Below are 19,147 nucleotides of genomic sequence, written 5' to 3' on the forward strand. Positions count from 1 at the left end.
GGCGTCGCTCAGCCGGCGGGCAGGTCCACGCGGATCTCCCCGCCCAGGGCCGCGCCGCCCTCCAGCTCCAGGTCGTCACCGCTCCAGAAGCGCCCCGGGTCGTAGTACCCGGGGCGCTTCCCCGCGGGCAGCAGCCCCATCGCCTCGTAGGTCAGGGCGATGACCTCCGCGCAGTAGGCGGTCTCCAGGGCCCGCTCGCGCGAGCGGGAGCCGAAGGGCAGGCGCCGCAGGGGCAGGCGTCCGCGCGCCCAGCGGGCGGCCAACTGGGCGGTGGAGGGGAAGGGGGTGCCGTCGAGCCGGGCGACGGTGCGCAGGGCCGCGTCCTCCATCGGCGCGTCCGCCTCGGGGTCGAGCTGGCGCAGCCAGCCGCGCTGGCCGTACCTGCGCCCCCAGACCATGACGGCGTCGCGCAGGTCGTGCAGCTGTACGCCGCGCTGGTGCTTCCCGGTCCACACGTCGGGCAGGGAGCGGCCGAGCTCGGCGTGCCACATCAGCGGCGGCAGGTCGTCGACCACGACGGACATGCCGACGTGGTTGACGGGGCTGTTGGTGGTGATCTGGATGGCGCGGTCCGCCGCGCTGGTGCCCCGGAAGACCCAGACGTCGCCGGTCCGGGTGAGTTCCAGTGCCTCGCTCAGGGACATGCTCGTTTCTGCCACAGCACATAGCCTAGGCACATGCGTTGGTGGAAGGCCCTTGGAGTGGCCGCTTTCGTGGGTGTCGCGGCGACCGGTGCGGTGATCGTCCGGGACCAGCGGCAGCGTCATGCCTACACGCCCGAGCAGGTCAGGGAGCGTCTGCGCGAGCGCGTCGCCCTGGCCGAGGCCTCGGGGACGGCGTTGCCGACGGAGGTGGAGGACGGTCCCGTGGTGCCCGCGTGGCGCCGCCGCCTGCGCGGGGCGGCCGGGGGAGTGCACGCTTCCGCGGCGGCCGCCCTGGGATGGCTGCGCGGCCGCGTCGACCGCTCGGTCTGAGGACCGGCGCGGAGTGCTCCGGCCCGTCCGGCCGGGCAGCGGGCTCGACCCGGGGTCAGCGCACGGCCGCTGCGGCGGGGGAGTCCGCCAGGCGGGGCACCCCCGGCACGGCCAGCGGGACGAGCGCGGTGAGGAGTCCGACCGCGGCGGCGCCGACCAGTACGGGGCGCGGGCCGACCGTCTCGGCCAGGGCGCCGGCCACCGCGTAGCCGACCGGTTCGAGCCCGAAGCTGCCCACCTGGTCGACGCCGACGACCACGCCGAGCAGGTCCTGTGGGACGGCCCGCTGTAGGGCGGTGTACCAGTACACGCCGAAGAGCATGAAGCCCGCGCCCGTGACGGTGTAACCGGCCAGCAGCAGCCAGGCGGGCACGGTCGCGGCCAGCCCCAGCAGGACCAGCGGGTAGGCCAGGACCCCCGTCAGGGACACCAGGCCGGGGCGCGCGGGGCTCCAGCGTGCGGCGACCAGTCCGCCCAGCAGCTGGCCCGCCGACATGCACGACAGAGCCAGCCCGTAGACGGGTCCGGCGTAGGAGTCGGCGGCCACGATCGGCAGCAGGGTGAAACCGGGGGCGAGCGTGGCCGGGGCCTGCACGGTGGCCACCGCGATGATCGCCAGCACCCAGGGACGCCGCACCACCTCGCGGAGCCCGGCGCGGAGGTTCGCGCCGATCGGCTGCGAGACCCGGTCGGGGCCGGGCGCCTCCTCACGGACGCACAGCAGCGCGGCGGCACCGAGGGCGAAGGCGCCGGCGACGACCAGGAAGGCCGTCCGCGCGTCCAGGACGGCGAGCAGCACCCCGGCCGCCGCGGGGCCGGTGACGCCCATGGTGCGCCCCACGACGCTGCGCAGGGCGTTGGCCTCCTGGAGGCGTTGGCCGGGGACCAGCAGCGGCGTGACCGACACGGCGGCGGGCTCGCTCACCGAACCGGCGGCGCCGCCGATCAGCGCCAGGCCGAGGAACCAGGCGGCCGTGTCGGGGCCGAGGGCGAATCCGAGCACGGACGCGCACTGGACCAGGCCGTCGGCGGCCAGCGCGGTGGACTTGCGGACCCTGCTGAGCAGGGCGCCCGAGAGCAGGGCGCACAGGGATCCCGCGGCACCGCGCGCTCCCAGGACCAGGCCGAGGACGAGAGGGCCGTGTTCGGCCAGGACCAGGCCCACCATGGCGACGGGGAGCATCTCCGAGCCGAGTTCGCCGGCGCCCCCGCCCCCGAGGAAGAAGCGGAACCCCCGGTGACGTAGAGATGGAGGGGGCACACGTGAACCGATCGGGACCTCCTCCGCGGGCGAAACGCTCCCAGTGTGCCGGTGCTCCGCCGGATGCGGCGAGGGGTTTTCCGGCGCGGTGGTGGAGGCGAGGACCCTTGTTACCCGCCAGTAGTACCGACTGGTAAGTTTGCCCTGACCTGGTGGCCCCACGGCCCCCGCCGGATACGGACAGTGAGGAAGAGAAGCAGTGCACGAGGGCGTCCTCCTCCGGCCCCGACCCGTCCCCCACGCCCGTTTCCGGCTCTTCCTGCTGCACCACGCGGGCGGGTCGTCCCGGGGCTACCGTCCGTGGATGCGCCACTTCCCGTCCGACTGGGAGGTGTGCCTGGTGGAGGCGCCCGGGCGAGGGCGTGCGAAGCGGTCCGAACCCTTCCGTGAGGCCCGCGCACTGACCCGCCACCTGCGCGAGGACCTCGCCCCCGAACTGGACCGCCCCTTCGGGTTCTTCGGCCACAGCATGGGCGCCCTCCTGGCCTACGAGCTGACCAACCTGCTGGCCGCCGAGGGTCCGTCCCGGCCCTCCTGGCTCGGGGTGTCGGCGTGGAGCCCGGCGCCCGGGCCCGAGCGGGACGAGCCCCGCCACCTGCTGTCCTCGGAGCGCCTGCGCGAGGGCGTCGCCCGCATGGGCGGCATCCCGGCCAGCTCCCTGGCCGACCCCGACCAGTGGCGCACCGTGGAGCCGCTGTTTCGCGCCGACCTGGGACTGGTCGACACCTGGCGCCCGGATCCCGCCGCTCCGCCGCTGCGGGCGCCGCTGTCGGTCTTCGGCGGGCAGGACGACCCCGGTTTCCCGCCGGAGCGCCTCGCCGCGTGGGAGGACCACGCCGAGGGGCCGGTCGAGCGCCACCTGCTGCCCGGCGGGCACTTCTACTTCGTCGGCCGGACCGGCGACGTGGCCACCCGCATCACCAAGGACGTCCACGCCGCGCTGTCCCGGGACGCGCAACCGGCTCGGGGACCGGGGCATCCCGGTCCCGGCAGTGCGGACCAGGCCTGAGCATTCGGGGCACTCCTGGCCGAAACCGCGGTACGTGCCGGACCCGTCCACGGCGTCGGCGGACTCTTCGAAGCCCATGTTCCCGATGCTCAGGTTGGCGGAGACGTCGGCGTACCAGCGAGGCGGCACCCGGAACGTACGACCGGGTCCGACGTACAGGTCGAGGGCGAGCAGGGGGAGTCCCCCGTCGGCCATGGTGGTCGTATCGGCGAGGAACAGGTAGGTCAGCCTGTCGCCCTCGCCGGCGGCGTCCGCGTCGACCAGCGCCTGGAAGCCCACGCCCGCGTACGCGGGATCGCTGACGTAGACCGCGCCGTCGGCCTCGAAGCCGTCGATCTGCGCTTCCAGCGCGGCCCATGCCGTGTCGCCGCCAAGTCGGTACGCAGGACCAGCGACGTCAGGTCGTCGGGTCGGGGCGGGGAGGCCATGGGCGACATCCGTCCAGGCGAGTGCGATGACCGTCTCGGCGGCACCAGGGGATGTCCTCTGTCCCCGGCGGTTCGCCGCGGTGCTGGTCAGTGCACGCTGAAACCGCCGTCGACGGCCAGCATCTGCCCGGTGACGAAGCCGCTGGCGTCCGAGGCGAGGAAGACCGCCAGTCCGGCGAAGTCACGGGGAAGGCCGTTGCGGCCGACCATGGTGCGGGCCGCGAGCTCCTCCTCGCGGCCGGGCACCGCGGCCGTGGGCAGCGTCATCGGCGTGACCACGAAGCCGGGCACGATGGTGTTGGCGGTGACGCCGTGGGGTGACCATGCCTCGGCCTGGGAACGGGAGAGCCCGCCGACGGCGGCCTTGCTGACGCCGTACGCCCCGGAGTCGCCGAACGCGCTCCACGACTGCTGGGAACCGATGTTGAGGATCCGGCCCCAGCCCCGCCCGGCCATCCGCGGCCCGCACGCCTGGCCCAGCAGGTACGGTGCGGTGAGGTTGACCGCCAGGGTCTCGGCCCAGACCTCCTCCGACGTCTCGCCGAACGGCGGCCGGTGGTTGACCCCGGCGGCGGTCACCAGGATGTCCGCGTCGAGCACCGGTTCACTCGCACAGAGCTCGTCGAGCGCGTCACGGTCGGCAACGTCGGCCGAGGTGGTACCGACCACGATGCCCTGCGCGGCGAACGCCTCGGCGGTCTCGGCCAGGCGTCCGGTGTCGCGGGCCACCAGGTGGACGCTCGCTCCGGCGCGTCCGAGGGCCTCCGCGACACCGCGGCCGATGCCCGAGCTTCCTCCCGTCACAAGCGCGCGACGGCCGGTGATCCCGAACAGCTCCTCCAGATAGGTCCTGTGTCGGCTGGTGGAGTCGGTCAAGAGGTGTCCCTTGTCTCTGGTCGTTGGGGCGACGGAACCGTGGACGGTCCGGGTTCCGATCAGCGCCCCACCACGATGACGTAGCCGGGCCCGTCCGCGTCCAGCTCCACCTTCCCGTCCGTCCGCGCGCTCGCGCGGCCTCCTCGCAGGAGCACCTCCACGACGGAGACGTCCAGGTCGGCGCAGGCCGCGGACAGCGTCTCGTGCGGGCCGTCGGCCAGGTGCACCAGCACCACCTGGCCGCCGAGCGTCCGTAGGAACGTCATGTGGTGCGGCCCCGCGTCCAGCCAGCGCAGGCCCCCGGTCTGGAGCGCGGGCAGCTCACGGCGCAGGGACAGCAGCCGCGTGTGGGCGTCCAGCGTCTCCCGGTCCCACGTCTCGGGCCGGTGCCAGGGCATCGGTCTGCGGGCGTTCTCCCCGTCCAGGCCCTCCAAGCCGATCTCGTCACCGGCGAACAGGAACGGCACGCCGGGCAGCGTCACCTGGGCCGCCACCCCGACCCGCTGCCGCCCGGCGTCGCCCACCACGCTGCGGAACCTGGCCGAGTCGTGTGTGCTCAGCGCGTTCACGCTGTGCGTCAGCACCCGCCAGGGCAGTCCGGCGTTGGTCGCGCGCATCGCCCGCACCGCCTCCTCGGCCCCGGTCCGGGGCAGCGGCGAGTCGGTGCGCATGTACCGCACCCCCTCGGGCGCGGTGTTCAGCCAGGTCCACACCGGCCGGGTGAACCCCGCGTAGTTCATCACCCCGTGCCACCCGTCGTGGTGGGTGTCGGGCCCCGCGTCGTGGAAGTGCTCGGCCAGCAGCCACGACCCGTCGCCGCCGCGCTGGGCGTCCACCTCGCGCATCCGTGCGGCGATCTCCCCCGAGACCTCCCGGTTCAGGTCCTGCGCGCCGTGGCGCCCGGTCATGTTCGCCACGTCGACGCGCCAGCCGTCCAGGGGGTCGGGCCCGGTCAGCCAGTCCACGAGCACCGAGTCGTCGGCGCCGTAGACCCTGCGCCGCAGCTCGGCCGAGGAGTAGTCCAGCTTGGGCAGGCTGGGCACGCCCATCCAGCTCACGTAGCCGTCCGGGTGGTCGGTGAAGAGGTAGAACCCGGCCTCGGCGGAGCCGGGGTCCTCGCGCGCGGTCACGAACCACTCGTGCGCGTCCCCGGTGTGGTTGGTGGTCAGGTCGCCCATCACCCGCATGCCGCGCTCGTGCGCGGCCCGCGCCAGTGCGCGCAGCGCCCGGTCGCCGCCCAGCAGCGGGTCCACCTCCGAGAACGTGGAGGCGTCGTAGCGGTGAGTGGAGCGCGCGGGGAAGACCGGGGTCAGGTAGACCACCTCCACGCCCAGTCCGGCCAGGTGGTCCAGGCGGCGGCGCACTCCGTCCAGCGTGCCGCCGAAGTACTCGCGGGCCGCGGTCTCGCCGAAGCCGGCGGGCTCGTCGTCCCAGGAGCGGGGCAGAGCCCAGTCGGGGTGTTCGGCCGGAGGCCCGACGGAGTCGTCGTCACGGGCGAAGCGGTCCGGGAAGACCTGGTAGACGCTTGTGCCCGCGACCCACGCGGGCGGCTGGGGGCCGGTGATCAGGCGGAAGTCCCCGGCGTCGGTCACCTCGTGCCCGTGGGCGCCCTCCTGGTCGAGCCACGTGTACCGGTTGCCGCGCACGATCGCGAACCGGTAGTCGGTCACCACCGGCCGCTGCGGCACGGCCGCCTCGAACCAGACCACGTCGCCCGCGGTCCGTACCGGATCGGCCGGGAGCATGACGGCCTCGCCGTCCTCCACCACGCGGGCGTACACCGCGTCGGCGCCCCCGGGAACGCGCACGCGCAGCCTCGCCCGTCCGTCCTCGACGCCGACGTGGTCGGGCGATCCGTCGTGGTGGGGATCGTGGACGAACTTCACTGGGCGGCTCCTCGGGCTGACGGTCCGAACGCGTGGCCGGGCCCCGCCGTGGAGTGGCGGGGCCCGGCCCGGGGCGGCCAGTATCGCAACGGGAGCCGGGCGCCGCGAATCCTTTTCCGCCGGCCCGGCCCGGGGTCCGCGCCGTGCGGGACCTGCTCCGAAAGCGTGCGGGAGGTCCGGTGGAGAGCGCCGGTACCCCTTCCGGCTCCGCGTGGTCCGGGCTCAGCGATCCCCTGCGGGAAGCGGCCCCTCGGCTGCGTGGAGAAGGGCCTCCGCGAAGTGGAGGCGGCGGTCGGCCCGGGCGCGCAGCGGAGGCAGGATGAGGGTGGTGACGCCGAGGGCCGCGGCCCCACCGTCGTGGGTGTGCCGGTCGCCGACCATCAGGGCCTCCTCCGGGCGCACGCCGACCATGTCGAGAGCGGCCTCGAACAGGCGAGGGTCGGGCTTTTCCACACCGTGCTCGTAGGACAGGGCGTAGGCGTCGACATGGCCGCCGAGGCCGGCGGAGTCGAACCCGGGCCGGATGTCGACGTGGACGTCGCTGACGATCGCGACCCGGACGCCGGCCTCACGGGCCCGGGCCAAAAACGGGAGGGCGTCGTCGGCGAAGAGGTCGTGGGCGGGTTCGGACTCCACCTGGTACAGCACCTCGGACAGATCCGGGTCGAGACCCGCGTCCGAGAGGACCTTCGCGAAGACGCGCCGGTGCAGGTCCGGGTCCGCGTCCATCCCCGGTGTGAGCAGGCGTTCGCCGGCGTCCACCTCCTCGAGGCGGGTACGGACCACCGTGACGTCCGAGGGGGACGCCGGTCGGTCGAGCCGGTTCAGAGCGGTGGCGATCCACTGCTCCTCGGTCAGAGTCACGGCCAGGGTGCCGCGCCAGTCCACCAGTACCGCCTTGAACATGCTCACCCGTGCGCCACCGATCCGTGGAAGTGGAACGCGACCACTCTGCCATGGCGGTACCGGCGGCGGGCCGTCGCACCGGCAACGGTGAACGTCCCCCGGTCCGGCGGCCTCGGGGCGGGCGCGTGCGAAGCGGCTCAGGACCCCTCACGGCGGTCCCGTGGTCGGCGGTTCCAGAAGAACCGGAAAAAACCCGGACGGTGATGTCGAGGATCCGCAACCGGTTCCGTCCCAGCGGTGAACGCGACCACAATGGGTCGTACCAGCACCGAGGAGAGACACGATGGCCAAGTACCTGCTGCTCAAGCACTACCGCGGCGCCCCGGCCCCGGTCAACGACGTGCCCATGGACCAGTGGACGCCGGAGGAGGTCTCGGCCCACATGCGGTACATGAACGACTTCGCGGCCCGGCTCGAGGGGACCGGCGAGTTCGTCGACGGCCAGGCGCTCGCCCCCGAGGGGACGTTCGTCCGGTACGACGGCGAGGGCCGCCCGCCGGTCACCGACGGTCCGTTCGCCGAGACCAAGGACCTCATCGCCGGCTGGATGGTGATCGACGTCGACGGCTACGAGCGCGCCGTCGAGCTGGCCGGGGAGCTGTCGGCCGCCCCCGGAGCGGGCGGGAAGCCGATCCACGAGTGGCTCGAGGTGCGCCCGTTCCTGACCGCGCCGGCCACCATCACGGAGTGACCTCCGAGGTGGACGAAACCCTGCTCCGGAGCCTCACACCGAGCGTGCTCGGGATCCTCGTCCGCCGCGGAGCCGACTTCGCGGCGGCCGAGGACGCCGTGCAGGACGCGCTGGTCGAGGCGGTCCGCGCCTGGCCGGCCGACCCTCCGCGGGACCCGAAGGGCTGGCTGGTCACCGTGGCCTGGCGCCGCTTCCTCGACGCGGCCCGGGCGGACTCCGCCCGACGCCGGCGTGAGGGCCTCGTCGACGAGGAGCCGGCGCCCGGGCCCGCGCCCGCGGTGGACGACACGCTCCAGCTCTACTTCCTGTGCGCCCATCCGTCGCTGACGCCCCCGTCCGCGGTCGCGCTCACCCTGCGCGCCGTCGGCGGGCTGACCACCCGCCAGATCGCCCGGGCCTACCTGGTGCCCGAGGCGACCATGGCGCAGCGCGTCAGCCGGGCCAAGCGCACCGTCTCCGGAGTGCGGTTCGACCAGCCCGGTGACGTCGCCACCGTGCTGCGCGTCCTCTACCTGGTCTTCAACGAGGGCTACTCCGGCGACGTCGACCTCGCCGCCGAGGCCATCCGGCTCACCCGGCGGCTCGCGGCCGCGATCGACCACCCCGAGGCGGCGGGGCTGCTCGCCCTCATGCTGCTCCACCACGCCCGGCGCGCCGCCCGGACCGCACCCGACGGCAGCCTGGTGCCGCTCGCCGAGCAGGACCGCGGCCGGTGGGACACCGGGTCGATCGCCGAGGGTGTGGGGATCCTGCAGGCGGCCCTCGCCCGTGACCGGCTGGGCGAGTACCAGGCCCAGGCCGCCGTCGCGGCGCTCCACGCTGACGCGCCCACCGCTGAGGAGACCGACTGGGTGCAGATCGTCGAGTGGTACGACGAACTCGTACGCCTGACCGGCAGCCCGGTCGTCCGGCTCAACCGCGCGGTGGCCGTCGGCGAGGCCGACGGGCCGCGCGCCGGCCTGGCGGAGCTCATGGTGCTGGACGACTCACTGCCCCGCCACGCCGCGGTGGCGGCGTACCTCCACGAGCGCGACGGCGACCTGGCGACGGCGGCACGGCTGTACGCCGAGGCGGCCCACAGGGCGCCCGACCTCGCCGAGCGCGACCACCTGACGCGCCAGGCCGCCCGGCTCAACACCCGTCTGCGCCACTGACGGGTCCGGGCCGGAGGACGGTTCGCCGGCCCGGGAGGCGGCCCGACCAGGCTCGTCCCCGAGGGACCGGCACCCCCGTGTCCGCCGGAACGTGCTGCTGATGGGGCCGGGGCGTCTGTTTCGCAGGGCGGTCAGACTGTTGACCTTCCCCCCTGTCCAGGCGATTTGTCCCGGGTTACCGTGGAGAGATGAGCCTTGAGTTGCCGACCGATCGACTCCTCATCCGGGAGTGGCAGCTGGACGACGCCGAGGCGGCCCAGAGGATCTACGGGGCCGACGAGGTCGCGCACTGGCTGACACCGGAATGGCGTCCGGTGAACGACACCGACGCGATGCGAGCGGTGCTGCACGCCTGGATCGAGGCCGGACCCAACCTCGTCCCTCCCGCGGGCCGCTGGGCCATCGTCCGCAAGGAGGACGAAGAGCTGGTGGGAGGCCTGTCGTTGAAGCTGCTCCCGCCCTTCGAGGAGGACTTCGAGCTGACCTGGGCGCTGCGCCCGGACGTGTGGGGCCAGGGGTACGCCACGGAGGCGAGCCAGGCCGTCATCGACTGGGCGTTCAAGCAGGGGATCGAGGAGGTCTTCGCGGTCGCGCGCCCCAACAACAAGCGGGCGATCGCCGTGGCACGCAGGCTGGGCATGGAGTGGGTCGGCGAGACCGAGAAGTACTACGACATGCGCCTACAGGTCTTCCGGATGCGTCCGACCTGACCGGCCCGTCCGTGCGCCGGGGACCACGGCTACGTGGCCCGACCGGCCGTGAACAGCGGCGGGCTGAGCCGCGCGAACCCCTCCTGTCCCGATGCCGACCGTGCGCCGCGCCTGGCCGGCGGTGTCGACGCCCCGCCCCGGCGGGCGCCGCGGCCTGTGCCGGCCGCGGCGCCGAGGAACCCCCGCCGGTCTCAGGTGCCGAGGAACTGGCTGATGCGCTCGGTCTCCTCCTCCGACAGGCGCACCGCCGCGGCGGCCGTGTTCTCCTCCAGGTGCGCCACCCGTGACGTGCCCGGGATCGGCAGCATCACCGGCGAGCGGTGCAGCAGCCACGCCAGGGACAGCTGCACCGGGGTGATCCCGTGCTCGGCGGCCATCGCGGCCAGCGGCGAGTCCGGGCCCGCCATCTCACCGCGTCCGACCGGAGCCCACGGCAAGAACGCGATCCCGTCCCTCTCGCACTGCTCCAGCACGTCCTCGGACTGGCGGAAGGAGGGCGCGTACTGGTTCTGCACCGACGCCACCGGGGTGATCGCGCGGGCGGCGGACAACTCGTCCACCGTCACCTCGCTCAGCCCGATGTGCCGGATCTTGCCCTCCTCGCGCAGCTCCACCAGGGCGCCGAGCTGGTCGGCCAGCGGTACCGCCGGGTCGATGCGGTGCAGCTGGAGCAGGTCGATCCGCTCCAGCCCCAGGTTGCGCAGGCTCAGCTCCACCTGCTGCTTGAGGTACTCGGGTCGGCCCAGCTTGTGCCACTGGGCCGGGCCGGTGCGCGCGAAGCCCGCCTTGGTGCCGATGACCAGGTCGTCGGTGTAGGGGTAGAGCGCCTCCCGGATCAGCTGCTCGCTGATCTGCGGCCCGTAGGAGTCGGCGGTGTCGATGAAGTTCACGCCCAGCTCGATCGCGCGCCGCAGTACCGCCAGCGCCTCGTCCCGGTCGCGGGGCGGGCCCCACACCCCCTCGCCGACGATGCGCATCGCCCCGAAGCCCAGGCGGTGGACCGGCAGGTCCGCGCCGATGGAGAAGGTCCCCGACAGTTCGGCGATGCGCGGTGTGGCGTGCAGGTCGGTCACGATGGCCCTTCCGGGCGGCGCTGGGGCCGCATGCTCAGAACGTGTGGGTGGAGGAGCTCCGCCGCGTGGTCCCCGCGTACGCGGATCCGCACACGCGGCGGTGTCGCGGGCAGGATCTCAGGAGGCGCGTGCGCTCGCAAGACGCCACGGGGCCCACGGCGCTTCCGGCTCCGCGGAAACGCTGCCGAGGGCGCCCTCGGCAGCGGCCGCGCCCGCCGGGCGAGTGGCGCCGCGGTGCCTCACGCGCCCGCGTCGCGGCGTGCCACGGAGGCCAGGTCGGCCTCGATGCACGCGGTGGTCTCCACCAGGGCGGGGAGCAGGTCGCGTCGCACGTCCTCTATCGAGGACCGGTTGGCCTGGGCGGACACGTTCGCGGCCGCGATCACCCTGCCCGACCCGTCTCGGACGGGGGCGGCCAGTGAGCGCAGCCCCTCCTCCAGTTCCTGGTCGACGATGGCGTACCCCTGTTCGCGCACCCGCTCCAGTTCGGCGCGCAGCTCGGCCGGATCGGTGATGGTGAACCTGGTCAGCGGTCGGAGCTCCACCCGCTCCAGGTAGGCGTCGATGTCGCGGTCGTCGCGCCAGGCCAGCAGCACGCGGCCCATCGAGGTGGCCGAGGCGGGGAAGCGCGTCCCCACGCTGATGGACACCGCCATGATGCGCGAGGTCGCCACGCGCGCCACGTAGAGCACGTCGTCGCCCTCCAGCACCGACACCGAGGCGGACTCGTGCACCCGTGCGGACAGGTCCTCCAGGTGGGGCTGGGCCACCTCCGGCAGCCCGGCGGAGGCGACGTAGGCGTAGCCCAGGTCCAGTACGCGCGGAGTGAGCGAGAACAGCCTGCCGTCGGTGCGCACGTAGCCCAGGTCGACCAGGGTGAGCAGGAAGCGGCGGGCCGCGGCGCGGGTGAGGCCGGTCTCGCGCGCGACCTCGCTCAGCGTCATGGAGCGCCGTTCCGCGGAGAAGGCGCGGATGACCGTCAGACCGCGCTCCAGGGACTGCACGAAGTGGGCGCCGCGTGCCGTTTCTTCTTCGGTGGGCATGGGGCCTTCCTGGTTCGGGTGTGGGGGGCGGTGCCAGAACTCACAGGGATGTTCTCATACCGAACAGAAGCGGTCGCACATGCGATCTCTTGACCCTGTCTGTGATCGGCGCTAACGTCATAGCCAAGATGTTCGCTGTGAGAACATGCATTCGCTATCCGAACGGGAGTGCCCCATGATCGTGCCCCTGGACGAGGCGGTACGCGAACTCGTCCACGACGGTGACACCATCGCCCTGGAGGGGTTCACCCATCTCATCCCCGTGGCGGCGGGGCACGAGATCATCCGCCAGGGCCTGCGCGACCTCACCCTGGTGCGCATGACGCCCGACATCGTCTACGACCAGCTCATCGGCGCCGGGTGCGCCGGCAAGCTCGTCTTCTCCTGGGGCGGCAACCCGGGTGTCGGCTCGCTGCACCGCTTCCGCGACGCCGTCACCTCCTCCTGGCCCGTACCCCTGGAGATCGAGGAGCACAGCCACGCCGGAATGGCCAACCGCTACGTCGCGGGCGCCTCCGGCCTGCCCTTCGCCATCCTGCGCGGCTACAGCGGCACCGACCTGGTCGAGAACAACCCCAACATCAGGACCGTCACCTGCCCCTTCACCGGACAGGAACTGGCGGCCGTGCCCGCGCTCAACCCCGACGTCACCGTCGTGCACGCCCAGCGCGCCGACCGTGACGGCAACGTGCAGCTGTGGGGCATCACCGGCATCCAGAAGGAGGCGGTCCTGGCCGCCGACCGCGCCCTGGTCACCGTCGAGGAGGTCGTGGACACGCTCGACCCCGTCCCCGGCCAGGTGATCCTGCCCGAGCGCGTCGTGGACCGGGTCAGCGTCGCCCCCGGCGGCGCGGCGCCCTCCTACGCCCACGGCTACTACGAGCGCGACAACGAGGCCTACCGCGCCTGGGACGCCGTCGGCCGCGACCGCGAGGCCTTCACCGCCTGGCTGGAGGAGCTCATCGCCGCCCCCACCACCCCCGAGCCCGCCGGGAGGGGCCTGTGACCACCGTGACCTGGACCTCCGACGAGATCATGACCGTCACCGCGGCCCGCTCGCTGCGTGACCGGATGTCGTGCTTCGTCGGTATCGGACTGCCCAGCACCGCCGCCAACGTGGCCCGCCGCACGCACGCGCCGGGGCTGTGGATGATCTACGAGTCCGGCACCCTGGGCACCGTCCCGGGCCACCTGCCGCTGTCCATCGGCGACGGGATCCTCGCAGACACCGCCGACACCGTGGTCTCGGTCCCCGAGGTCTTCAACTACTGGCTCCAGGCGGGACGGATCGACGTCGGCTTCCTCGGCGCGGCCCAGATCGACCGGTACGCCAACATCAACACCACCGTCATCGGCGACTACGCCGACCCCGAGGTGCGTCTGCCCGGGGCGGGAGGCGCCCCCGAGATCGCCGCCTCCTGCCGCGAGGTCACCGTGATCATGCGGCACAGCCGCCGCGCCTTCGTCGACCGGGTCGACTTCGTCACCTCGGTGGGCCACGGCTCGGGCCCCGGCGACCGCGAGCGCCTGGGCCTGCGCGGTGCCGGTCCGATGCGGGTGATCACCGACCTCGGCGTGCTCGAACCCGACCCCCTCACCCGCGAGCTCGTCCTGACCGGCGTGCACCCGGGGGTGGAGCCGGACGCGGTCCGGGAGGCGACCGGATGGGACCTCGCGGTGGCCGGGGACCTCGCCGTCACCCCCGAGCCCACCGACGCCGAGCTGTCGGTGGTGCGGTCCCTGACCGGGGGCTCCTGAGGGTGCGGGGAGACCCGCGCCCCACCGTTGCCTGACGTTGTTAGGTTCACGTTCGTCCACGGCCGGACCCGTCCCGGCAGCACCACACCCAGGAGGCCCACGGTGACCGACGTCCACATCCTCGACGCCGTCCGCACACCCTTCGGCAAGTACGGCGGCGGCCTGTCCAAGGTCCGCCCCGACGACCTGGCCGCCCACGTCGTCGGCTCCCTCGTCGAACGCGCACCCGGCCTGGATCCCGCCACCGTCGACGAGGTCGCCCTCGGCAACGCCAACGGCGCGGGCGAGGAGAACCGCAACGTCGCCCGCATGGCCGCCCTGCTGGCCGGGCTGCCCACCTCGGTGCCCGGTGTCACCGTCAACCGGCTCTGCGGCTCCGGCATGGAGGCCGCCATCCAGGCCAGCCGCGCCATCCAGGTCGGCGACGCCTCCCTGGCCGTGGCCGGGGGAGTGGAGTCCATGAGCCGGGCCCCCTGGGTGATGCCCAAACCGGCCAAGGGCTTCCCCGCCACCGACGCCACCCTGCACTCCACCACCCTGGGCTGGCGCATGGTCAACCCCCGCATGCCCGGGAGGTGGACCGTCTCCCTGGGCGAGGGCACCGAGGGACTGGCCGAACAGCACGGGATCACCCGCGCCGACCAGGACGCCTTCGCCCTGGCCAGCCACGCCAAGGCAGCCGAGGCCTGGGCCAAGGGGGTCTTCGACGACGAGATCGTCCAGGTCCCCGGCGCGCACCTGGAGCGCGACGAGTCCATCCGCGAGCCCTCCGCCGACAAGCTCGCCGGGCTCAAGCCCGCGTTCCGCTCCGAGGGCACCATCACCGCCGGGAACGCCTCACCCCTCAACGACGGCGCCGCCGCCCTGCTGCTGGGCGACCGCGCCGCCGCCGAGGCCGCCGGGCTGGAGCCCATCGCCCGCATCGCCGGACGCGGCGCCGCCGGAGTGGACCCCGACGTGTTCGGCATCGGTCCCGTCTGCGCCGCCGAGATCGCCCTCGAACGCGCCGGGATCGGCTGGGGCGACCTGTCCGTCGTCGAGCTCAACGAGGCCTTCGCCGCCCAGTCCCTGGCCTGCGTCCGCAGTTGGAAGGGGCTGGACCCCGACATCGTCAACCCCAACGGCGGCGCCATCGCCATCGGCCACCCGCTGGGCGCCTCCGGTGCCCGTATCCTCGGTTCACTCGCCCACGAGCTGCGACGGCGCGGCGGGGGCTGGGGACTGGCCGCGCTGTGCATCGGGGTCGGCCAGGGCCTGGCCGTCGTCCTGAAGGCCTGAGGGTCCGGGGCCGCCCGGACCAGGGGCCCACGAGCCCGGAGCGGTGCGGAGAACACGCCCCAGGCCACCGGAAGCCGGTACCGCACGAACGAAGGAAACCGTCATGTCCACTCCACCCGACGCGGCGCACACGCAGTCCGGTCTGTACGTGCCCGGCTACGTCCGTGACCACGACACCCACCCCCCGCTGGACTTCCCCGGCTACAAGAGCACGGCCCTGCGCCACCCCAAGCGCCCGCTCACCCTGCTCCCGCACATGCTCACCGAGGTCACCTCGCCGGTCCTGGGCCAGGACCGGGTCGGCGAACTCGACCACGACCTCACCCGCCAGCACGAGGAGGAGCCCCAGGGCCAGCGCATCATCGTGCACGGCCAGGTCCGCGACAGCGGCGGCAAGCCCGTCCCCAGCACCCTGGTGGAGGTCTGGCAGGCCAACGCGGGCGGGCGCTACCGCCACGCCCGCGACAACTGGCCCGCCCCGCTCGACCCCCACTTCACCGGGGTCGGCCGCACCATGACCGACGCCGAGGGGCGCTACCGGTTCGTCACCATCCGCCCGGGCGCCTACCCCTGGGGCAACCACCCCAACGCCTGGCGGCCCGCGCACATCCACTTCTCCCTGTTCGGGAGGGCCTTCACCCAGCGGCTCGTCACCCAGATGTACTTCCCCGACGACCCGCTGTTCTTCCAGGACCCCATGTGGAACTCGGTGCCCGACCCCAGGGCCCGCGAGCGCATGCTGTCCAGCTACGACCACGACACCACCGAACCCTCGTGGGCGCTGGCCTACCGCTGGGACATCGTGCTGCGCGGACGCGAACAGACCCCGTTCGAGTCCGAGGAAGAGATCCTGGAGGACGACGAGTGAGCACGTACCCCACCACCCCGGCCCAGACGGTCGGCCCCTACCTGCACATCGGCCTGCCCTGGCCCGACGGCCCCTACGCCGTGGCCGAGGGCACGCCGGGCGCCGTGTGGATCCGCGGCACCGTCTACGACGGCGCGGGCGAGGTCGTCCCCGACGCCGTCATCGAGACCTGGCAGGCCGACCCCGACGGGCGCTTCGACCACCCCGACGACCCGCGCGGGGCCAGGAGCTACCCGGGCTTTCGCGCCTTCGGCCGCTGCCCCACCGACGCCGACGGCGGCTACGGGATCCTCACCCTCAAGCCCGGCGCCGTTCCGGGCCCGCACGGCGACCAGGCTCCGCACATCGACATCTCGGTGTTCGCGCGCGGCATGCTGAACCGGGTCGTCACCCGCCTGTACTTTCCCGAGGAGGAGGCCGCCAACGCCGCCGACCCGGTACTGGTCGGCATCGAGGACCCGCAGGCCCGCGCCACCCTCGTCGCCCGACGCGAGGGGGACGGGTACCGTTTCGACGTCCGTCTCCAGGGCGAGGGGGAGACCGTCTTCTTCGACATCTAGAGGACGTGCCGGAAACGTCGCCGGTGTGAACCAGGGGGCTTCCTCCGCGGTGATCCCGTACCTGTGGCGGGGTCGGCCCTTCGAGAGGCGCCACGAGTACGGGATCACGCCGGGACGGACCGGCCCGGCGGCCCACGACACGGAGGGGAACCCATGACCGGCCTGTTCGACGGTGTCTTCGACCACGGCCCCGTAGCCGGACTCACCGACGACACCGCCTGGCTCCAGGCCCTGCTCGACGTGGAGGCCGCACTGGCGCGCGCCCTCGCCGACACGGGGTCCCTGCCACCGGAGCGGGCCGAGTCCATCGCCGCCGCCTGTGCCGCCGACCGCTACGACCCGGCCGAGCTGGGCCGGGCCGCGGCGGGCGGCGCGAACCCGGTCATCCCCCTGGTCGGGGAGCTCACCGCGCGGGTACGCGAGACCGACCCCGAAGCGGCACGCCACGTGCACCGGGGAGCCACCAGCCAGGACGTCATGGACACCGGCGCCATGCTGCTGGCCCAGCGCGCGGGCGGCGCCCTGCGGTCGGAACTGCGCGCCCTCGCCGACCACCTGCGCGACCTGGCCGCAACGCACCGCACCACGCCCATGCCCGGCCGCACCCTGCTCCAGCAGGCCCTGCCCACCACCTTCGGGGCGGTCGCAGCAGGATGGGCCAACGGACTCTCGGAGGCCGCCGACCAGCTCGACCACGTGCTGCGCGGGCGCCTGGCCGTCCAGTTCGGCGGCGCCGTCGGCACCCTGGCCTCCCTCGGCCCGGACGGCCCCGCCGTCACCGCGGCCCTGGCCGCGCGCCTGCGCCTGGCCGAGCCCGTCCTGCCCTGGCACACCGAGCGCGGCCGGATCGCCGAACTGGCCGCCGTCCTGGGACGGATCTGCGGCGCCGTCGGCACCGCCGCCCAGGACATCGTGCTGCTGGCCCAGACCGAGGTCGGCGAACTGGTCGAGGAGGGCGGCCCCGGTGTCGGCGGCTCCTCCACCATGCCGCACAAGCGCAACCCCGTCGCCGCCGTCAGCGCCCTGGCCTGCGCACGCCAGGCCCCGGGACTCGTCGCGAACCTGTTCGCCGCACAGATCCAGGAGCACCAGCGGGCCGCCGGGAGCTGGCACGCCGAGTGGCTGCCCCTGACCGACCTGCTGCGCCGCACCGGCTCCGCCGTGGCCTGGCTGCGCACCAGCGCCGCCCGGCTGCGCGTGGACACCGGGCGGATGCGGGCCAACCTGGACGCCACCGGCGGCCTGGCCCTGTCCGAGCGCGTCACCACCGACCTGGCCCCCGAGCTCGGCCGCATGGACGCCCACAGCCTGGTCACCGACGCCTGCCGGGAGGCCGCCGGCTCCGGACGGGACCTCGTCGAGGTCCTCACCGAACGCCTCGACGGCGTCCGCGACCGTGAGCGGATCCGCGGCCTGCTCGACCCGGCGGGATACCTGGGCTCGGCCGCGGCCTTCACCGACCGGGTCACCGGGGCGGGAACGGGTAGGACCGGCCGCGCGGAACCCACCGACAGCGAAGAAGGAGTACGGACACCTCATGAGCGTTGACCTCCACCACACCGAGAGCGGACCGGCCGACGCGCCGCCCCTGCTGCTCGGAGGCTCCCTGGGCACCACCACGCGGATGTGGGAACCACAGGTCGAGGCGCTCTCGACCGTCTTCCGGGTGATCCGCCTCGACCACCGCGGACACGGGCGGTCGCCCGTCCCCGAGGGCCCCTACACCATGGCCGACCTGGGCAGCGACGTCATCGCGCTGATGGACCGGCTGGGCATCGAGCGCGCCCACTACGCGGGGCTGTCCATCGGCGGCATGGTCGGCCAGTGGCTCGCCATCCACCACCCCGAGCGCATCGACCGCCTGGCCCTGCTGGCCACCGCCCCGTACATGGGCCCGCCCCGGAACTGGCGGGACCGCGCCGCCCTGGTGCGCGCCGAGGGCACCGGCGCCGTGGCGGACTCGGTGGTGGAGCGCTGGTTCACCCCGGACTTCGCCGAGGGCCACCCCCGGGAGGTCTCCCTGCTGCGCGAGCAGATCGCCTCCACGGCGCCGGAGGGGTACGCGGGCTGCTGCGGTGCCATCGAGACCTACGACGTGCGCGAGGACCTGCACCGGATCACGGCTCCCACGCTGGTGGTCGCCGGGGCCGACGACCCGGCCACGCCGCCCGCCGGGAACGCCGAGCTGATCGCCGAACGCGTCCCCGGAGCGCGCCTGGCGGTGCTGGAGGACGCCGCGCACCTGCTGTCCTGGCAGCAGAGCGCGAAGGTGAACACACTGCTCACCCAGCACTTCGCGTCCGCGGACCGCCACGCCTCGGGGATGCGGGTGCGCCGCGCCGTGCTGGGCGACGAGCACGTGGACCGGGCCGAGGCGCGCAAGAGCGCGTTCACCGAGCCGTTCCAGGACCTCATCACCCGCTACGCGTGGGGGGAGGTCTGGACCCGCCCGGGGCTGGACCGGCGCACCCGCAGCTGCATGGTGCTCACCGCGCTGGTCGCACACGGCCACTGGGCCGAGCTGGCCATGCACGTGCGCGCGGCGCTGCGCAACGGGCTGAGCCAGGACGAGATCGGCGAGGTGTTCCTGCAGGCGGCGGTCTACTGCGGGGTGCCCGCCGCGAACAAGGCGTTCGGCATCGCCCAGGAGGTCTTCACCGAGCAGGCCTGAG

Annotated in this window: 19 protein-coding genes and 1 pseudogene; 12 read left to right on the forward strand and 8 right to left on the reverse strand. The window is 73.7% G+C overall.

The window, feature by feature from the left end; translation table 11 throughout:
* Window positions 1–8: 8 nt before the first annotated feature.
* The gene (locus tag NOSIN_RS07865; protein WP_077690097.1) at window positions 9–644 is read right to left on the reverse strand and encodes a hypothetical protein; all 636 of its coding nucleotides are present in this window, start codon (window positions 642–644) and stop codon (window positions 9–11) included.
* Between the two features lie 33 nt (window positions 645–677).
* Here NOSIN_RS07865 and NOSIN_RS07870 point away from each other — a divergent pair, with 33 nt between their 5' ends.
* The gene (locus tag NOSIN_RS07870) at window positions 678–974 is read left to right on the forward strand and encodes a hypothetical protein (RefSeq protein ID WP_227014433.1); all 297 of its coding nucleotides are present in this window, start codon (window positions 678–680) and stop codon (window positions 972–974) included.
* Window positions 975–1,029: 55 nt separating this feature from the next.
* Here the strand turns inward: NOSIN_RS07870 and NOSIN_RS07875 are convergent, their stop codons facing one another.
* Entirely contained in the window at window positions 1,030–2,235 is a 1,206-nt protein-coding gene (locus NOSIN_RS07875; RefSeq protein ID WP_236743327.1) for an MFS transporter, read from the reverse strand.
* Between the two features lie 199 nt (window positions 2,236–2,434).
* Here NOSIN_RS07875 and NOSIN_RS07880 point away from each other — a divergent pair, with 199 nt between their 5' ends.
* A complete protein-coding gene (locus NOSIN_RS07880; RefSeq protein WP_077690099.1) occupies window positions 2,435–3,244 on the forward strand; it encodes a thioesterase II family protein in 810 nt (269 codons plus the stop codon).
* 33 nt (window positions 3,245–3,277) lie between these two features.
* On the opposite strand, the pseudogene NOSIN_RS28165 reads toward NOSIN_RS07880, so the two are convergent.
* The 4 genes and pseudogenes from NOSIN_RS28165 to NOSIN_RS07895 all read right to left on the reverse strand — a co-directional run.
* A pseudogene (locus NOSIN_RS28165) lies at window positions 3,278–3,763 on the reverse strand (DUF6924 domain-containing protein); the annotation flags it as partial.
* Window positions 3,760–4,548, reverse strand: coding sequence for an SDR family NAD(P)-dependent oxidoreductase (locus tag NOSIN_RS07885; protein WP_077690100.1), 789 nt, complete (start codon window positions 4,546–4,548; stop codon window positions 3,760–3,762). The gene NOSIN_RS07885 and the pseudogene NOSIN_RS28165, both read right to left, overlap by 4 nt.
* A gap of 59 nt (window positions 4,549–4,607) precedes the next feature.
* On the reverse strand, window positions 4,608–6,434 hold the full coding sequence (locus tag NOSIN_RS07890) for a glycoside hydrolase family 13 protein (RefSeq protein ID WP_077690101.1): 1,827 nt from the start codon (window positions 6,432–6,434) through the stop codon (window positions 4,608–4,610).
* A 222-nt stretch (window positions 6,435–6,656) separates the two neighbouring features.
* Window positions 6,657–7,340 carry an HAD family hydrolase gene (locus NOSIN_RS07895; protein ID WP_077690102.1) on the reverse strand — a complete coding sequence of 228 codons (684 nt, stop codon included), beginning with the start codon at window positions 7,338–7,340 and terminating at the stop codon, window positions 6,657–6,659.
* Window positions 7,341–7,623: 283 nt separating this feature from the next.
* Between NOSIN_RS07895 and NOSIN_RS07900 the strand changes: the two genes are divergently transcribed.
* The 3 genes from NOSIN_RS07900 to NOSIN_RS07910 all read left to right on the forward strand — a co-directional run bounded on the left by NOSIN_RS07900 (window position 7,624) and on the right by NOSIN_RS07910 (window position 9,895).
* Window positions 7,624–8,031: a YciI family protein gene (locus NOSIN_RS07900; protein WP_077690103.1), complete on the forward strand. Its 408-nt coding sequence runs from the start codon at window positions 7,624–7,626 to the stop codon at window positions 8,029–8,031.
* 8 nt (window positions 8,032–8,039) lie between these two features.
* Window positions 8,040–9,185, forward strand: coding sequence for an RNA polymerase sigma factor (locus NOSIN_RS07905; RefSeq protein ID WP_077693482.1), 1,146 nt, complete (start codon window positions 8,040–8,042; stop codon window positions 9,183–9,185).
* A 188-nt stretch (window positions 9,186–9,373) separates the two neighbouring features.
* Window positions 9,374–9,895 (forward strand): GNAT family N-acetyltransferase, encoded by a 522-nt coding sequence (locus NOSIN_RS07910; protein WP_077690104.1) that lies wholly within the window; start codon window positions 9,374–9,376, stop codon window positions 9,893–9,895.
* Window positions 9,896–10,086: 191 nt separating this feature from the next.
* Here the strand turns inward: NOSIN_RS07910 and NOSIN_RS07915 are convergent, their stop codons facing one another.
* Together NOSIN_RS07915 and NOSIN_RS07920 are read right to left on the reverse strand one after the other, a co-directional pair.
* Window positions 10,087–10,968 (reverse strand): aldo/keto reductase, encoded by an 882-nt coding sequence (locus tag NOSIN_RS07915; protein ID WP_077690105.1) that lies wholly within the window; start codon window positions 10,966–10,968, stop codon window positions 10,087–10,089.
* A 239-nt stretch (window positions 10,969–11,207) separates the two neighbouring features.
* Window positions 11,208–12,011 carry an IclR family transcriptional regulator gene (locus tag NOSIN_RS07920; protein WP_077690106.1) on the reverse strand — a complete coding sequence of 268 codons (804 nt, stop codon included), beginning with the start codon at window positions 12,009–12,011 and terminating at the stop codon, window positions 11,208–11,210.
* 175 nt (window positions 12,012–12,186) lie between these two features.
* Here NOSIN_RS07920 and NOSIN_RS07925 point away from each other — a divergent pair, with 175 nt between their 5' ends.
* From NOSIN_RS07925 to pcaDC, 7 genes are all read left to right on the forward strand, one after another.
* Window positions 12,187–13,017 (forward strand): CoA transferase subunit A, encoded by an 831-nt coding sequence (locus tag NOSIN_RS07925; RefSeq protein WP_077690107.1) that lies wholly within the window; start codon window positions 12,187–12,189, stop codon window positions 13,015–13,017.
* On the forward strand, window positions 13,014–13,769 hold the full coding sequence (locus NOSIN_RS07930) for a CoA-transferase subunit beta (RefSeq protein ID WP_077690108.1): 756 nt from the start codon (window positions 13,014–13,016) through the stop codon (window positions 13,767–13,769). Before NOSIN_RS07925 ends, NOSIN_RS07930 begins: the two co-directional genes overlap by 4 nt.
* Before the next feature lie 102 nt (window positions 13,770–13,871).
* On the forward strand, window positions 13,872–15,047 hold the full coding sequence (locus NOSIN_RS07935) for a thiolase family protein (RefSeq protein ID WP_077690109.1): 1,176 nt from the start codon (window positions 13,872–13,874) through the stop codon (window positions 15,045–15,047).
* 103 nt (window positions 15,048–15,150) lie between these two features.
* Entirely contained in the window at window positions 15,151–15,915 is a 765-nt protein-coding gene (gene pcaH / locus NOSIN_RS07940; RefSeq protein ID WP_077690110.1) for a protocatechuate 3,4-dioxygenase subunit beta, read from the forward strand.
* Window positions 15,912–16,475, forward strand: a complete 564-nt coding sequence (pcaG, locus tag NOSIN_RS07945; RefSeq protein ID WP_077690111.1) for a protocatechuate 3,4-dioxygenase subunit alpha — start codon at window positions 15,912–15,914, stop codon at window positions 16,473–16,475. The genes pcaH and pcaG overlap by 4 nt, the downstream gene beginning before the upstream one ends.
* A 153-nt stretch (window positions 16,476–16,628) precedes the next feature.
* A complete protein-coding gene (gene pcaB, locus NOSIN_RS07950) occupies window positions 16,629–18,023 on the forward strand; it encodes a 3-carboxy-cis,cis-muconate cycloisomerase (RefSeq protein WP_171986568.1) in 1,395 nt (464 codons plus the stop codon).
* Window positions 18,013–19,146, forward strand: coding sequence for a bifunctional 3-oxoadipate enol-lactonase/4-carboxymuconolactone decarboxylase PcaDC (pcaDC, locus tag NOSIN_RS07955; protein ID WP_077690112.1), 1,134 nt, complete (start codon window positions 18,013–18,015; stop codon window positions 19,144–19,146). The genes pcaB and pcaDC overlap by 11 nt, the downstream gene beginning before the upstream one ends.
* The last annotated feature ends 1 nt before the right edge of the window (window position 19,147 follow it).

This window comes from Nocardiopsis sinuspersici (genome assembly GCF_001998325.1).
GTDB classification, from domain to species: Bacteria; Actinomycetota; Actinomycetes; order Streptosporangiales; family Streptosporangiaceae; genus Nocardiopsis; species Nocardiopsis sinuspersici.

Excerpts from the sequence above, each read along its gene's own strand:
- NOSIN_RS07865 (WP_077690097.1), bottom strand. The coding sequence starts at position 644 with ATGTCCCTGAGCGAGGCACTGGAACTCACCCGGACCGGCGACGTCTGG.
- NOSIN_RS07870 (WP_227014433.1), top strand. The coding sequence starts at position 678 with ATGCGTTGGTGGAAGGCCCTTGGAGTGGCCGCTTTCGTGGGTGTCGCG.
- NOSIN_RS07895 (WP_077690102.1), bottom strand. The coding sequence starts at position 7,340 with ATGTTCAAGGCGGTACTGGTGGACTGGCGCGGCACCCTGGCCGTGACT.
- NOSIN_RS07900 (WP_077690103.1), top strand. The coding sequence starts at position 7,624 with ATGGCCAAGTACCTGCTGCTCAAGCACTACCGCGGCGCCCCGGCCCCG.
- NOSIN_RS07910 (WP_077690104.1), top strand. The coding sequence starts at position 9,374 with ATGAGCCTTGAGTTGCCGACCGATCGACTCCTCATCCGGGAGTGGCAG.
- NOSIN_RS07920 (WP_077690106.1), bottom strand. The coding sequence starts at position 12,011 with ATGCCCACCGAAGAAGAAACGGCACGCGGCGCCCACTTCGTGCAGTCC.
- NOSIN_RS07925 (WP_077690107.1), top strand. The coding sequence starts at position 12,187 with ATGATCGTGCCCCTGGACGAGGCGGTACGCGAACTCGTCCACGACGGT.
- pcaH (WP_077690110.1), top strand. The coding sequence starts at position 15,151 with ATGTCCACTCCACCCGACGCGGCGCACACGCAGTCCGGTCTGTACGTG.
- pcaB (WP_171986568.1), top strand. The coding sequence starts at position 16,629 with ATGACCGGCCTGTTCGACGGTGTCTTCGACCACGGCCCCGTAGCCGGA.
- pcaDC (WP_077690112.1), top strand. The coding sequence starts at position 18,013 with ATGAGCGTTGACCTCCACCACACCGAGAGCGGACCGGCCGACGCGCCG.